The organism is Pseudomonas sp. 9_2_1, from assembly GCF_059295275.1.
Genome location: NZ_CM181239.1, coordinates 2,427,240 through 2,440,213 on the forward strand (window position 1 = coordinate 2,427,240; position 12,974 = coordinate 2,440,213).

General features: G+C 67.4%; 11 protein-coding genes. 8 read left to right on the top strand and 3 right to left on the bottom strand.

Annotated elements, in window-relative coordinates; translation table 11 throughout:
- Positions 1 to 70 precede the first annotated feature (70 nt).
- Both AC5O5I_RS10955 and AC5O5I_RS10960 read left to right on the top strand, forming a co-directional pair.
- Positions 71 to 769 carry a Fic family protein gene (locus AC5O5I_RS10955; RefSeq protein WP_172227740.1) on the top strand — a complete coding sequence of 233 codons (699 nt, stop codon included), beginning with the start codon at positions 71 to 73 and terminating at the stop codon, positions 767 to 769.
- A complete protein-coding gene (locus AC5O5I_RS10960; protein ID WP_172285988.1) occupies positions 769 to 1,368 on the top strand; it encodes a hypothetical protein in 600 nt (199 codons plus the stop codon). Before AC5O5I_RS10955 ends, AC5O5I_RS10960 begins: the two co-directional genes overlap by 1 nt.
- A 15-nt stretch (positions 1,369 to 1,383) precedes the next feature.
- On the opposite strand, the gene AC5O5I_RS10965 is transcribed toward AC5O5I_RS10960, so the two are convergent.
- Positions 1,384 to 2,655 carry a spinster family MFS transporter gene (locus AC5O5I_RS10965; RefSeq protein ID WP_172228963.1) on the bottom strand — a complete coding sequence of 424 codons (1,272 nt, stop codon included), beginning with the start codon at positions 2,653 to 2,655 and terminating at the stop codon, positions 1,384 to 1,386.
- Between the two features lie 59 nt (positions 2,656 to 2,714).
- Complete coding sequence (locus tag AC5O5I_RS10970; protein WP_172285987.1) at positions 2,715 to 3,698, bottom strand: flavin reductase family protein; 984 nt, start codon at positions 3,696 to 3,698, stop codon at positions 2,715 to 2,717.
- 184 nt (positions 3,699 to 3,882) lie between these two features.
- Here AC5O5I_RS10970 and AC5O5I_RS10975 point away from each other — a divergent pair, with 184 nt between their 5' ends.
- The 5 genes from AC5O5I_RS10975 to AC5O5I_RS10995 all read left to right on the top strand — a co-directional run bounded on the left by AC5O5I_RS10975 (position 3,883) and on the right by AC5O5I_RS10995 (position 11,224).
- Positions 3,883 to 5,313, top strand: a complete 1,431-nt coding sequence (locus AC5O5I_RS10975; protein WP_494512574.1) for a coniferyl aldehyde dehydrogenase — start codon at positions 3,883 to 3,885, stop codon at positions 5,311 to 5,313.
- 41 nt (positions 5,314 to 5,354) lie between these two features.
- Positions 5,355 to 6,926: an amidase gene (locus AC5O5I_RS10980; RefSeq protein ID WP_172285985.1), complete on the top strand. Its 1,572-nt coding sequence runs from the start codon at positions 5,355 to 5,357 to the stop codon at positions 6,924 to 6,926.
- Positions 6,927 to 7,065: 139 nt separating this feature from the next.
- Positions 7,066 to 8,787 carry an FAD-binding protein gene (locus AC5O5I_RS10985; protein WP_172228959.1) on the top strand — a complete coding sequence of 574 codons (1,722 nt, stop codon included), beginning with the start codon at positions 7,066 to 7,068 and terminating at the stop codon, positions 8,785 to 8,787.
- A complete protein-coding gene (locus AC5O5I_RS10990; protein WP_494512575.1) occupies positions 8,784 to 10,460 on the top strand; it encodes an FAD-binding protein in 1,677 nt (558 codons plus the stop codon). The genes AC5O5I_RS10985 and AC5O5I_RS10990 overlap by 4 nt, the downstream gene beginning before the upstream one ends.
- On the top strand, positions 10,457 to 11,224 hold the full coding sequence (locus AC5O5I_RS10995) for an SDR family oxidoreductase (RefSeq protein WP_172226699.1): 768 nt from the start codon (positions 10,457 to 10,459) through the stop codon (positions 11,222 to 11,224). Before AC5O5I_RS10990 ends, AC5O5I_RS10995 begins: the two co-directional genes overlap by 4 nt.
- Before the next feature lie 42 nt (positions 11,225 to 11,266).
- On the opposite strand, the gene AC5O5I_RS11000 is transcribed toward AC5O5I_RS10995, so the two are convergent.
- A complete protein-coding gene (locus tag AC5O5I_RS11000) occupies positions 11,267 to 12,052 on the bottom strand; it encodes an enoyl-CoA hydratase (RefSeq protein ID WP_172226702.1) in 786 nt (261 codons plus the stop codon).
- 138 nt (positions 12,053 to 12,190) lie between these two features.
- Between AC5O5I_RS11000 and AC5O5I_RS11005 the strand changes: the two genes are divergently transcribed.
- A complete protein-coding gene (locus AC5O5I_RS11005) occupies positions 12,191 to 12,964 on the top strand; it encodes an SDR family oxidoreductase (protein WP_172226705.1) in 774 nt (257 codons plus the stop codon).
- The last annotated feature ends 10 nt before the right edge of the window (positions 12,965 to 12,974 follow it).

Consider the following 12,974-nt stretch of genomic DNA (forward strand, 5'->3'; position numbering starts at 1 on the left):
GTGTTGCAACCAGGGAGGTTGCAACACCCGGCCGCGTTACCTTCCGTTAAAGTGTTACCCGGGATTTCAAATGCGAGCGATACGTCGTCTTGATCTGTCAGCGGTAGAGCGCGCACTGCGCGAGGTGCAGGGCCGCTTTGCCGAACTCAGCCAGCACTTCACCGAACCGCGCGACCCGTTTACCGACGAGGTGCTGCTCAATGTGCTTGAAGGCTATGCGCTGATTGACGACTATGTCGCTCGCGGTATCGACCTGTTCGACCTGCAACAGCTGAACCTGATGCTGGAAATCAATGCCACCGTGCTGTGCGGCACCGACCCGGCCCGGCGTGTGGAATTCGCCCCGCACCTGGCGGCCACCGAGGCGCACTTTTTCAACAACGTCGAAGGTGGCATCAAGGACTTGTACAACTGGTACTGCTCGTACCGCAGTGATTCGATCTGGAAGCGGGCTGCCGGTGTCTATGTACGTATCCTCAGCAAGCCGCAGCTGTTCATCGAAGGCAACAACCGCACGGGCTCGCTCATCGTCAGCTACCTGCTGATGCGCGCCGGGCTGCCACCATTCGTGCTGTCGCTGGACAACGCCGAGGGTTACTTCAACCCGTCCTCGGTCATTCGCAACTCCGCTAAACACGGTGTCAAGGCATTGTACGAATTACCCAAGATCAAGAAAAAGTACGCCGCGTTCCTCGAAGCGCACGCGCCTGAGCCCGGCAAGTTCTTCCTCGGTGGCACAGCCGTGCCGGTTTGCGAGGGGAGCCGCTGATGCAACGCACTTCACTGTTCGCCCGCGGCCGCCAAGCCCTCGAGCGCAAGCTGAAGCGGGGCCAGGTACGCATTTCGTTCGATATCGACGACACGCTCGCCTGCCTGCCCGAACACGCGGCCGCCGAGGACAGCAAGCTGCCGGGCTTTGTCCATCGCTGGCTCGGTGAACCGCTGCGCAGCGGCACCCGCGAGCTGGTCCGCGACCTGCGCCGCCAGGGCTGCAGCATCTGGATCTACACCTCGTCGGGGCGCACCCCGTCCTATATCCGCCGCTGGCTGCTGTTGTACGGCATCCATGTCGACGGCGTGGTCAACAGTGACCGGCACCAGCATATCCTGGCCCAGAACGGGCTGGAGAACTCGCCCTCGAAGCTGCCGTCTGCCTTCGATATCGACTTGCATGTCGATGATTCCGAGGGCGTTCGGCTGGAAGGCGTCGACCACGGTTTCCGCGTGGTCGTCGTCTGCCCCAAGGATGAAAACTGGGCGCAGAAAGTGCTGGATGCGGCTGTGGCCGTGCAGGAGCAACTGGCCTGGCAGCAACCGCAGCGGCATCAGATGCCTGTGCGGCAAGCCCGCCAGGCGCTTGCCTCCTGAGCCGGCCGCATTGGCTTACTCGGCGGGCATGGCACGCTGCCGGCCGTACCCGAACAGCTGGCCCAGCGTTCGGGCCAGCAGCAGCACCGCCCCCAGCACCGGCAGGCTGACCAGCAGCAAGGCATAACGCAGGGACTCCTGGCCATACCAGGGCTGCAGCAAGTCGCTGACCAGGCCCGTGAGCAGCGGGCCGACGCCGATGCCAAGCAAGGTACTGACGATGGTTTGCAGAGCCATCGCGGTACCCCGGCGTTGCGGCGCCACCAGTTGCGTCACCAGGTTGTACGATGGCGCCACCCACCACACCGCAAAAAAACTGTACAGCGCGCACCACAGCATCGCCATCGGCACTGGCAGGGTGCCCAGGCGCATCAGCACGTCGCTGGGCGACAGCAGGTAGCTGGCGAGCGCCGACGTGGCCGCCAGGTGGCCGATGATCGGCAGTGTCACTTGCCAATGGCCAGCCCTGCGAGCCAGGCGATCGCTCAACCAGCCACTGAACAGCCCACCCACACCAGCCGCCGTGCCGCACACCACCCCGGCCAGCATCCCCGCGTCCTGCAGTGACAAGCCATGGGAGCGCACCAGGAAACTGGTGTTCCACATGGCCACGGCGTACGAGCCAAGCGTGGTCAGCCCGCCCGCCAGTACCAGGCGCCGGTAAGGTGCCAAGGCCCACAACAGCCGCGCTTCGGCGCCTAGGCCTAGGCGGGCGGCGGGCAGTGCGTGGGGGGCAAGGTCCCAGCGCCCGCGCTGCGGGTCGCGTACCAGCAAACCGAGAACGGCGGCAAAGGCCAGGGCCGGCACCCCCAGGGCGATGAATGCGCTGCGCCAGCCGTACTGCTCGACTACCCAGGCACCGACGCTCAGGCCAATGATCGAGGAGAACGTTGGCGCAGCGGTAAAACAACTGATCGCGAACGAGCGCCGTTGTGGCGGGTAAAGGTCGGCAATCAGCGACAGCGATGCTGACGTGGTCGGCGACTCGCTCACTGCCACCAGCATGCGCGCCAGCGCCAGCACCAGGAAGCTGCCGGCCAGCCCGCAGGCCATGGTCGCCAGCGCCCACAGCAAGCAGGCGGCGGCCAGCAGGCGGGTGCGCGGCAGGCGGTCCACCAGCCGCCCGGCAGGCAGGCCGAGCACGGCGTATACCCCGGCGAACGCCAGGCCGGAGATCAGCCCGAGCGCGGTGTCGCCAACGCCGAATTCGGCCTTGATCGGCTCGAACATCACCGCCAGGATCTGCCGACCGACAAAATTGTCGGCGAACACCGCCGCCAGCAGCATCAGCAGCCCATGGCTGCGCCAGCCGACTGCCGCCGCCGGCAAGGTGGGCGCGGCGCTGCTCACCGTGGCGCCCAGAGGTCCGGCAGGCCGGGGTCGCTGACCACGATCAGGCGCTTGAGCAGCACCTTCAGCGCCTGGGCATCGGCCTCGCCGAGCTTGGCGGTGAGGTCCTCTTCCACCACCTTGGCCAACGCTACCTGTTGCAACGACAGCTCGCGCCCCTGGGCGGTCAATACAAAGCGCAACTGGCCAGCCTCACCCTCGATGGCCACCAGGTCCTGCCGTTCCAGAAAGCGCATGCCCGCCAGGGTCACCACATGACCGGTGTAGCTGACAAAGGTGTTGAGCTCTTCAAGGCTGAGGTTGTCGCGGATCGACAGCACTGCCAGCACGAAGAACGCCTGTTCATCCAGGTGCTGGTTGCTCAGCAGCTGGCGCAGCAGGTTAAGCGCCTGGTAATGGCCACGGCCGAGCAGGTAGCCAAGCAGGTCTTCGGTATAGCTGCACTCCGGGGGCGGCGGGGTGGTGGCCAGGCGCAATTCGCTGCGCGGCTTGCGCGTGGCCAGGGCATACTGGCCGCTCTGGAACGCCAGCGGCGCGCGGTCACTGTGGTCGAAGGCCAGCACTTCGCCAACGAAGATCACGTGGTCGCCGCCTTCGTACTGGAACGCCGTGCGGCACTGGAACCGCGCCGTGCAGTCCTGCAGCAGCGGGGCATTGCTGATGCCGTTGTCCAGTTCGATCTCGGCGAACTTGTCCTCGCCCTGGGTGGCGAAGCGCCCGGACAACTTCTCTTGCTCGATCGACAGCACGTGCACGTTCCAGTGCTTGCCGCTACTGAACACCGGCAAGCTGCGCGCCTGCTTGGACAAGCTCCACAGCACCAATGGCGGGTTGAGCGAGACCGAGTTGAAGCTGTTGGCGGTGATGCCCACCGGCAAGCCGTCCTGGTCTTGCGAGGTGATGATGGTGACGCCGGTGGTGAACGTGCCCAGCGCAGCACGGAAGGCCTGGGGGTCGAAACCGATCTGTTGTGTTGCCATGGCGGGCCTCAAGGGTTGGCTTTTTGTACTGCCAGTATTGGTTGCCCCGCCCGCGCAGGCATCGTCTCAACGGACTAACGCTTTTGCTCGATTCTGGTCCGATCGGACGAGGCGCGCGCCGGCGTCCCATGGCTAGTGTGGCGACATGCGCAGCCAGCGCAGCTCGCAGCCAGAGGAGACACGCATGCAACCCGCACCGTCATCGGTCCAGGCGCTCAGCAGCCTGTTGTCACAGCAGCAACGCGCATTCGGCACGGCCGGTGCGGTCAGCGCCGAACAGCGCCGCCAGCGCATCCAGCAGGTGATCGATCTGCTGGTACGCCACCATGAACGCCTGACCCAGGCCATCGACCAGGACTTCGGCGGCCGGCCAGCCGGTTTTACCCTGATGAACGATGTGCTGGGGGCGCTGGCCAGCCTCAAGCATGCCAGGGATCACCTGCACGGCTGGATGCAGGATGACCCGCGCGCGGTGTTTGCCCCTTATGACCAGCTCGGCGCAAAGGCGTGGGTGCGTTACCAGCCCAAAGGCTCGGTGGGCATCATCGGCACCTGGAACGCGCCGTTGTACACGCTGTTCAGCCCGTTGGCATCGGCCCTGGCGGCGGGCAACCGGGCGATCCTCAAACCCTCCGAAGTGCTGCCGCGCACGGCGGCATGCATCGCCGCGCTGTGCGCCGAGCACCTCGACCCGCTGGAGGTGGCGGTGGTGACCGGTGGCGCCGACCTGGCCGAGGCCTTTACCGCGCAACCGTTCGACCACCTGGTGTTTACCGGCAGCACCGGCATCGGCCGCGCGGTCATGCGCAATGCTGCACAGAACCTGGTGCCGGTTACCCTGGAGCTGGGCGGCAAGTCGCCGGTGGTGCTGTCGCGCAGCGCCGACCTGGCCAAGGCGGCCTTCAGCATTGCCGTGGCCAAGACCACCAACGGCGGGCAGATCTGCATCAACCCGGACCTGGTCTACGTGCCTCGGGCCGCGCTTGAGGCGTTCCTCGATGCCCTGCGCTCAGCCTACTGCACGCTCAACCCGACGGTCACCGGCAACCCGGACGTGGTGGCGGTGGTCAACGCCCAACACTGGGCACGGGTCGACGCGCTGGTGCAAGGGGCTCGCCAGCAGGGGGCACGTATCGAATCACTGCCTGACGTGCAGCCGGGTGACGACCGTCGCTGCCCGTTGCGGGTGGTGGTAGACCCGCCGCAGGATGCGCGCATCCTGCACGAAGAAATCTTCGGCCCCGCCGTGGTGGTGCTGACCTATGAGGCACTGGCCGAGGTCATCAGCCACATCAATGCCCGGCCACGGCCGCTGGCGCTGTACTACTTCGGCAACGACCCGCACGAGCAGCAGCAGGTGCTTGACCACACCGTGTCCGGTGGCGTCACGCTCAATGAGGTGATGATGCACGCGGCGCTGCACGATGCGCCCTTCGGTGGTGTCGGCGCGTCCGGCATGGGGCATTATCACGGGCGCGAAGGGTTTCTCGAATTCAGCCATGCGCGCACGGTGTTCCAGGCTGCCGGCCACGACCCACGCGCCGAGTGGGGCCTGTTGCCGCCCTATGGCGAGCACTTTCTGGCGGCCATGCTGGCGCAGGTCACCGCCGACTGATCAACCCCGAAAACAACAACGAACAGGACGCCAAGACCACCATGCCAAACGATCCGCAAGCCACCATTCCCGCTGCCCAGGCCACCTGGCCACGCCGCAGTGTGCTCAAGGCCGGTGCTGTCGCCGTGGGCGCCGGCCTGCTCGGGCGCTTCGCCGATGCTGCCAGCAGTGGCCTGTCAGCGGCTGACTATCAGGGCCTGGACGCCTGGGCCATGGCCGAAGCGGTGCGCGCCGGCAGCCTCAGTGGCGAGGAGCTGCTGGCCGCGGCGCTGGCCCGCTGTGCCTTGGTCAACCCCAAGGTTGCGGCCGTGAACATGCTGCACGAGGACTACGCCAAGGCTGCGCTCGCCCGCCAGCGCAGCGCGGGCACCAGCACACAGGGCGCGTTGGCCGGGGTGCCGATCCTGATCAAGGACCTCAACACCTACCTGCAGGGCACACTCACCAGCAACGGCAGCCGGCTGTTCCGCGATGCGCCGCCGGCCACCTTCACCAGCACCCTGGTCAGCCGCTACGAACAAGCCGGCGCGGTGCCGTTTGGCAAGACCACCTGCCCGGAATTCGGCCTGACCACCACCACCGAATCGCTGCTCTGGGGGCAAACCCGCAACCCCTGGAACCTGGGCGTGAGCGCCGGCGGCTCCTCCGGCGGTGCAGCATCGGCGGTGGCGGCCGGTATCGTGCCGGTGGCGCATGCCACCGATGGCGGTGGGTCGATTCGCATCCCGGCGTCCTATTGCGGCCTGGTCGGCCTCAAGCCCAGCCGTTACCGCACCCCCAGTGGGCCTGCACATTACGAGGGCTGGTTCGGCGCCAGCGTGGCCCACGTGGTGTCGCGCAGTGTGCGCGACACGGCGCTGTTTCTCGATGCCGGGCAGGGCCACGAAGCCGGCAGCGCCTACTGGAGCGCGCCGCTGGCACGCCCGTATGTCGAAGAGCTGCGCCGCGACCCGGGCACGCTGCGTGTGGCCGTGGTGCGCCAGTCGCTGACCGGCGCACCACTGGATGCTGCGGTGGCCGCCACCCTGGAGCAGACCATCAAGCAGCTGCTGGCGCTGGGGCATGAAATCGAAGACCTGCAACTGCCGGTCGACCCGCGCGAACTGTTCGGCGCCCACGGTGCGGTGATCGGCACCGCATTGCTCAACCTGGTGCAGGAGCGCGAACAGGCGCTGGGCCGCGCGGCCACTGCGCAGGACCTGGAGCAGGTCACCCAGGTGGTGCTGGAGCGGGCCAAGGCCATCAACGGTGTCGGCATGTACCAGGCCCGGCAGCGTTTCGAGCGGATCGGCGCGGCCATGGAACAGCCCTTCCAGCGCTTCGATGTGATCCTGTCCCCGGTCACCGCCAACCTCACCCCGGCCCTGGGCCAGCTCAGCCTCGATCAGCCCTGGGACAGCTACGCCCAGCGGGCGATGGGCAGCGCGGCGTTCACCGTGCTGGCCAATGTCAGCGGCCAGCCGTCTGTATCCCTGCCATTGGGCCAGAGTGACAGCGGCCTGCCGGTGGGCATGTTGTTCACTGCCCGCCTGGGTGGCGAGGATGTGTTGCTGCGCCTGGCCAGCCAGCTGGAGCAGGCTCACCCCTGGGCCGGGCGGCGCGCGGTCGTCTAGCGCCAGGCCGGGGCAGGGCGCCTAGTCCGCTTTGACGATGAGGGTGGGCCAGCCAGCGCCGATCATGGGATGCACGCCGCCAACGGCTGCGCAACGGTGTTGGCGGTATCCCCTGACCTTAGCGAGTGGCACAACAACAATGACGGCTCAAGATCAGTCTCATACCCAGTACGACGTGATAGTGGTCGGTTCGGGCGCCGGTGCGATGACCTCGGCGGTGTTCCTGGCCGACCAGGGGTTCAGCGTGCTGGTGCTGGAAAAAAGCGACAAGTTCGGTGGTACCTCGGCGATTTCCGGCGGCGGCATCTGGATCCCCAACAACCACTACTTCGCCCGCCAGGGCGGCAATGACAGCCGCGACCAGGCCGAGCGCTACCTGGCGGCGGCGGCCGGTGAGCAGGTCGACCCGGCCCGCCTGCAAGCCTACCTGGACAACGCTCCGCAGATGATCGAGGCGCTCACCCGCTGTAGCCATGTACGCTACGCGGTAGCCGCCAAGTACCCCGACTACTACCCGCACCTGCCCGGCGCCCTGGCAGGGGGGCGCACACTTGATCCCGAGCTGTTCGACAGCAGCCTGCTTGGCGACGAGCTGCACAACCTGCGCAGGCCGTCGCCGTCCACCTTGCTGATGGGGCGCATCGCCTGGACTGCGCGTGACGCGCACAAGGCCATGGCCCGAGGCTTCGGCTGGCGCCTGCTGATCCTGCGCCTGATGCTGCGCTACAAGCTCGACTTCAAGTGGCGCCGCAAAAGCCGCATGGACCGCCGCGCGGCGCTGGGCAGCTCGCTGGTGTGTTCGCTGCGCCGCTCGCTGATGGACCGCAATGTGCCGCTGTGGTTGAACAGCGACTTCCGTGAACTGCTCAGCGAACAGGGGCGGGTCAGCGGCGTGCGCATCTGCCGCGATGGGCAACTGCTGGACCTGCGCGCGCGCCATGGGGTGATCCTGGCCTCCGGTGGTTTCGAGCAGAACCAGGCGTTACGTGAGCAATACCTGCCCAAGCCGACGCGCATGGCCTGGAGTGCCACACCACCGGGCAACAACACCGGTGCCGCGCTGCAGGCAGGCCTGGCCCACGGCGCGGCCACTGCGCTGTTGGACTGGGCCTGGTGGGCACCGACCATCGCCGTGCCGGGTGAGGACAAACCGCGTGGCATCTTTGCCGAGCGCGCCTTCCCCGGCGCCATCGTGGTCAATGGCCAGGGCCTGCGGTTCGTCAACGAAGCCGCGCCGTACCTGGAGTTCGTCGATGCCATGCACCGCGACAACGTGCGCAGCGGCGGGCGTTCGGTGCCGGCCTGGGTGGTGTTCGACGGGCATTTTCGCTTCAACTACGCCATGGGCCCGTTGATGCCGGCCCAGGTCATGCCCGACAGCCGTCTGCGCAAAGAGTGGCGCGATACCCTGTACTGGAAGGCCGACACCCTAGAGGCACTGGCGGGTCAGATCGGCGTCGACCCGCAAGGCCTGGCCGCGACCGTGGCCAAGGTCAACGGCTACGCCAGCACCGGGGTGGACGAGGACTTCGGCCGTGGTGGTAATGTCTTCGACCGCTACTACGGCGACTGCAACATCAAGCCCAACCCGTGCCTGGCGCCGCTGCGCAAAGGCCCGTACTACGCCATGCGCCTGGATGCCGGCGACATCGGCACCAAGGGTGGCCTGCTGACCAATGCCCAGGCCCAGGTGGTGCGCGACGACGGCTCTGCCATCGCCGGCCTGTACGCCATCGGCAACTGCTCGGCATCGGTGATGGGCACCAGTTATCCCGGTGCCGGCGGCACCCTGGGCCCGGCGATGACCTTTGCCTACGTGGCCGCCAACCACCTTGCCCGGCAGCGCCAGGAGGCCCGATGAACACCAGTGTCACGCCCATTCTGGCACCGCTGCAGGTCGATGATGCCGCGGCCGTGCATTGGCAGGCGCACTGCGACGTGCTGGTCATCGGCTGGGGCGCAGCAGGTGCCTGCGCCGCGCTGCAAGCCCGCGCTGATGGCGCTGATGTATTGATCGCCGACCGTTTCACCGGCGGCGGCGCCAGCGCCAAGAGCGGCGGCGTGGTGTACGCCGGCGGCGGCACAACGCAGCAGCGCGCGGCCGGCTTCGACGACACGCCCCAAGCCATGTTCGACTATCTCCGGCACGAAACCCACGGGGTTGTCAGCGACGACACCTTGCGGCGCTTCTGCAACGACAGCGTGGCCAACCTGCAATGGCTGGAAAGCCACGGCGCGCCCTATGCGCACCAGATGCCCGCTGGCGGCAAGACGTCGTACCCGCCCGATGGTGCCTTTCTCTATTACTCGGGCAACGAACTGGTCCCCGCCTATGGCGGCGCGCAGCCCCCGGCCCCGCGCGGCCATCGCACGGTTGGCAAAGGCCAGTGCGGCGCCGTGCTGTATGGCCATCTGCAAGCGGCCTGTTTGCGCGCCGGGGTACGGCCGCTGCTGCAGTCCGCCGCCAGGCGCCTGGTCATCGACCGCAGCGGGCGAGTGATCGGCGCCGAGTTGTGGCGCCTGCCAGCCGGCAGCAAAGTCGCCTTGCAGCATGCGCGGCTGGCCGCGCGCGCCGAGCGCCTGCAGAACTTTGCCCCAGGCTACTGCGACCGGCTGCGCCAGCGCGTCAGCGCGCTGGAACAGGCCCATGCCAGGCCTTGCCTGGTGCGCGCTGGCAAGGGGGTGATCCTCAGTACCGGTGGCTTCATCTTCAACCGCGAGTTGATCAAGGCCCACGCGCCCAGGTTTCGCCGCAACTTCAAGGTGGGCGCCACCGGCTGCGATGGCAGCGGCCTGCGCCTGGGCCTGAGCGTTGGGGCAGCCAGCGACAGGCTGGAACGGGTATCTGCCTGGCGATTCATCAATCCACCGTACAGCTGGCACCGCGGCATCGTGGTCAACCGTGACGGTGAACGCTTCTGCAACGAAGAAGTGTATGGCGCCACCCTGGGCCAACCGCTGATGGAAGAGCAGGGCGGCCGGGCCTGGCTGGTGCTGGATGCGCCGCTGCGGCGCAAGGCCCTGCAAGAAGCGTTATTTGGTGGCTACTGGTGGTTCCAGGCACTGCCGGCGCTGGTGCTGATGCTGTTCGCTGCACGCAAGGGCAAACACCCCGCGCAGCTGGCCGCAGCCACCGGGATGCAAGCCGAAACCCTGCGCCAGTCGCTGCTGGCCAACAACGCCGCAGCCCGAGGGCAGGCCCCGGAGCCGTTCGGCAAGTCGGTCGCGGGTCGCCAGGTGCTGCAGCAAGGGCCTTACTACGCCTGTGACATTTCCGTGGGCAACCCGATCTTCCCCTTGGGCGCGCTGACGCTCGGTGGCTTGCGCGTAGACGAACGCACCGGCGCGGTGCTGGGTGCAGGCGGTGAGCGAATCGCCGGGCTGTTCGCCGCAGGCCGAACGGCGCTGGGCATTCCTTCACATCTGTACATCAGTGGGCTGTCCCTGGCCGACTGCGTGTTCTCTGGCCGCCGTGCCGGGGCAGCCGTGGCGCAGGGCGCGGATTTGGCAGTGGACTGCGAGGTGGCATCATGAGCGAGCGTAACGGGCGCGTGCAGGGCAAGGTCGCCCTGGTCACCGGCGGGGCCAAAGGTATAGGCCGGGCAAGTGCTCGCCTGCTGGTGGCCGAAGGTGCGCAGGTGCTGATCAGCGACATCGACACCCAGGCCGGGCAGGCCCTGGCCGACGAGCTCGGCGCGGCCGCCCGCTTCATCCACCACGATGCCAGCAGCGAAGCGGCATGGCAGCGGGTGATGGACAGCCTGGTCGAGCACCATGGCCGCCTGGACATCCTGCTCAACAATGCTGGCATGCTGCAGACCGGCACGGTGGAAGACACCGCACTGCAGGATTGGGAGCGCATCATGCGGGTCAACGCCGGCAGTGTGTTTCTTGGCTGCCGCGCCGGTATCGCCCTGATGAAAGCCCAGGGCGGGTCGATCATCAATGTATCGTCGGTGGCGGCGCTGGCCGGGCGTGACGACTACCTGGCCTACAGCGCCTCCAAAGGCGCGGTGGCCGCGTTGACCCGCTCGGTGGCGGCACTCTGCAGGCGCCGCAAGTACCGCATCCGCTGCAATTCGCTGCACCCGGACGGCGTACTGACCGACATGACCCGCGGCGGCTTCCCCCAGGGCATCGACCCGGCGCGGTTGACCATCGACAGCGACCCGATGAACCGCATGTGCCTGCCGGAGGATGTGGCGGGCAGTGTGCTGTACCTGGCCAGTGACGAGTCGCGGGCCGTGAATGGGGTGGAGCTGCGTATCGACAGTGGACAGCTGGTGATGTCGATCTAGGCCGTATGGCCCATCACCGACTGCGGTGATGGGCCGCTGGGCTCAACAGCCCTCAAAGCGCGGCGCCCGCTTCTCGATGAACGCCTGCATCCCTTCTTTCTGGTCACGCGAGGCAAACAGCAACGCGTTGGCCTTGCGCTCCAGCGCCAGCCCGGCCTCCAGCGGTGCATCCATCCCCGCCAGTATCACCTCCTTGATCTGCTCCGCAGCCAACGCCGGCATCGCTGCGATCACCCGCGCCAGCTCCAGCGCGTGGGCCTGCACCTGGTCGTCCTCCACCAGATCGCTGACCAGCCCCGCCACCCAGGCTTCCTCGGCGCTGATCGGCTGGCCAGTCAGCGCCATGCGCATGGCCTTGGCCTTGCCCACCGCACGCACCAGGCGCTGGGTGCCACCAATGCCGGGCATGATGCCGATGCGGATTTCCGGCTGGCAGAAGCGCGCACTGCGGCCGGCGACGATCAGGTCGGCCAGCATCGCCAGCTCGCAGCCGCCGCCGTACGCATAGCCGCACACGGCGGCGACCACCGGCTTCGGGCAATGCTGGATCGGCGCCCACAGGCGCTCGGTATGGCGCTGGTAGATATCGATGGGACCGACGTCGGCCATGCTGCCGATGTCGCCACCGGCGGCGAACACCTGGTCGCCCCCGGTCAGCAGGATGCAGCGCACCGCCGGGTCGCCAGCCAGGGTGCTGAAGTGCTGCGACAGCAACGCCTGCAACTCCAGGCTCAAGGCATTGGTGGCCTGTGGGCGGTTGAGCCGCAGCAGTGCCACCCCGGGCAAGGGGTGTTCGAGCAGAACGGGTGGGGCGGGCGTGGCAGGCATGGGATTCCTCGCGGGCAACGTGTTGGATGGCGGCCAGTGTTGCCCCCGGCCCTTGCCCATTCATCGTCCGTTCAGACGAAGTACGGCCCACGCATAGCCTCTAGAGTCGTCCCTGGCAGCAAAAACCAGGAGCATGCAATGGGGCTTGATTTCAGTGGCAAGGTGGTGCTGGTCACCGGAGGCAGCAAGGGCATCGGCGCGGGTATCGCCCAGGGCTTTCTGGCCGCCGGTGCGCAGGTAATCGTCTGTGCCCGCAGTGCACCCGAGCACCTGCCGAGCGCTGGCGGGCGCAGCGCCGCCTTCATCGCCGCCGACGTGCGCGACGGCGACTCGCTGCAGGCGCTTTTCGACACGATCGAGCGCGACTTCGGCCGCCTTGATGTGCTGGTCAACAATGCCGGTGGCAGCCCCTCGGCGGTCGCTGCCACGGCCTCGCCGCGGTTTCACGAGAGCATCCTGCGGCTGAACCTTATCGCCCCGCTGAATGCGGCGCAGCACGCCAACCGGCTGATGCAGGCGCAGCCGCAGGGCGGTTGCATCGTCTTTATCGGCAGTATCAGTGCCTTGCGCGCATCGCCGGGCACGGCGGCCTATGGCGCTGCCAAGGCCGGGGTGCTGGCGCTGGTGCAGTCGCTGGCGGTGGAGTGGGCGCCCAAGGTGCGAGTGGTGGCGGTAAGCCCTGGCCTGGTGCTGACCGACCAGGCGCACCTGCACTACGGCAGCGAACACGGCATCGCGGCCGTCAGCGCCGGCATCCCGGCCGGGCGCATGGCCGACGCCAGCGACATTGCCAATGCCTGTTTGTACATCGCTTCGCCGCTGGCCAGTTACGCCAGCGGCTGCAACCTGCTGCTGCACGGCGGCGGTGAACGCCCGGCGTTTCTGCACGCCGCGCAAGCCCAACCCACTTGATCGACCACCT

Excerpts from the sequence above, each read along its gene's own strand:
- AC5O5I_RS10955 (WP_172227740.1), top strand. The coding sequence starts at position 71 with ATGCGAGCGATACGTCGTCTTGATCTGTCAGCGGTAGAGCGCGCACTG.
- AC5O5I_RS10960 (WP_172285988.1), top strand. The coding sequence starts at position 769 with ATGCAACGCACTTCACTGTTCGCCCGCGGCCGCCAAGCCCTCGAGCGC.
- AC5O5I_RS10965 (WP_172228963.1), bottom strand. The coding sequence starts at position 2,655 with ATGCTGCTGGCGGCGGTGTTCGCCGACAATTTTGTCGGTCGGCAGATC.
- AC5O5I_RS10970 (WP_172285987.1), bottom strand. The coding sequence starts at position 3,698 with ATGGCAACACAACAGATCGGTTTCGACCCCCAGGCCTTCCGTGCTGCG.
- AC5O5I_RS10975 (WP_494512574.1), top strand. The coding sequence starts at position 3,883 with ATGCAACCCGCACCGTCATCGGTCCAGGCGCTCAGCAGCCTGTTGTCA.
- AC5O5I_RS10980 (WP_172285985.1), top strand. The coding sequence starts at position 5,355 with ATGCCAAACGATCCGCAAGCCACCATTCCCGCTGCCCAGGCCACCTGG.
- AC5O5I_RS10985 (WP_172228959.1), top strand. The coding sequence starts at position 7,066 with ATGACGGCTCAAGATCAGTCTCATACCCAGTACGACGTGATAGTGGTC.
- AC5O5I_RS10990 (WP_494512575.1), top strand. The coding sequence starts at position 8,784 with ATGAACACCAGTGTCACGCCCATTCTGGCACCGCTGCAGGTCGATGAT.
- AC5O5I_RS10995 (WP_172226699.1), top strand. The coding sequence starts at position 10,457 with ATGAGCGAGCGTAACGGGCGCGTGCAGGGCAAGGTCGCCCTGGTCACC.
- AC5O5I_RS11000 (WP_172226702.1), bottom strand. The coding sequence starts at position 12,052 with ATGCCTGCCACGCCCGCCCCACCCGTTCTGCTCGAACACCCCTTGCCC.
- AC5O5I_RS11005 (WP_172226705.1), top strand. The coding sequence starts at position 12,191 with ATGGGGCTTGATTTCAGTGGCAAGGTGGTGCTGGTCACCGGAGGCAGC.